Source organism: Variovorax sp. Varisp36, assembly GCF_047304235.1.
Classification (GTDB): Bacteria; Pseudomonadota; Gammaproteobacteria; order Burkholderiales; family Burkholderiaceae_C; genus Variovorax.
Map to the genome: position 1 here is coordinate 1 of NZ_JBGLYU010000133.1, position 244 is coordinate 244.

The following is a 244-nucleotide window of genomic DNA, read 5'->3' on the forward strand; positions in this document are numbered from 1 at the left end:
GACCCAGCCAACGCTGATGATTCTCGATGAACCCACGGAAGGCATCAAGCCCTCCATCGTGCAGGAGATCAAGGCCGTCATCGCCTCGCACAAGGGGCAGCTATCGATTCTTCTGGTGGAGAAATACGTCGACTTTGCCGAATCGGTGTCTGACCATTTCACTGTGCTCGTGCGATTTCAGGTCGAGGCCTGTGGTGAAGGCCGTGACATGTCGGCCACCGACATTCGTTCTCTGATTTCGGTC

General features: G+C 55.7%; 1 pseudogene. It reads left to right on the top strand.

The features are described 5' to 3' along the window. Positions 1–16: 16 nt before the first annotated feature. Positions 17–244, top strand: a pseudogene (locus tag ACCD11_RS28465) (ABC transporter ATP-binding protein); the annotation flags it as partial.